Source organism: Brevibacterium sp. SIMBA_078, assembly GCF_046534565.1.
Lineage (GTDB): Bacteria > Actinomycetota > Actinomycetes > Actinomycetales > Brevibacteriaceae > Brevibacterium.
On sequence record NZ_JAWRYQ010000413.1, the window covers coordinates 1 to 251 of the forward strand.

Annotated in this window: 1 protein-coding gene; it reads right to left on the bottom strand. The window is 30.3% G+C overall.

The genetic code is table 11. From position 1 onward, the window contains the following. On the bottom strand, nt 1-251 hold a 251-nt coding region (locus tag SB749_RS20225), incomplete at both ends, for a hypothetical protein (RefSeq protein WP_410711885.1).

Genomic DNA, 251 nt, shown 5'->3' on the forward strand with positions numbered 1-251 from the left:
GTTTGTTTGTTTCTTGATTTTCTTTTGGATGAACTACGTTAGAATTTAGGTTTGCTTGTTTAGATTGTTCTAATTTTTCATTCACATTTTTTAATTGAAGTTCAAGTTCAGTAATTCGATCTTTATATTGTTGAACATTTTCTTCATTTGAAGAGATCAACGGTACATTGTACTGATTAGAAATCGTTAATATAGCTCCTATTAAAAAACAGGCTACACCAAATGCGCGAACTGAAGATTTTTTCATCGGG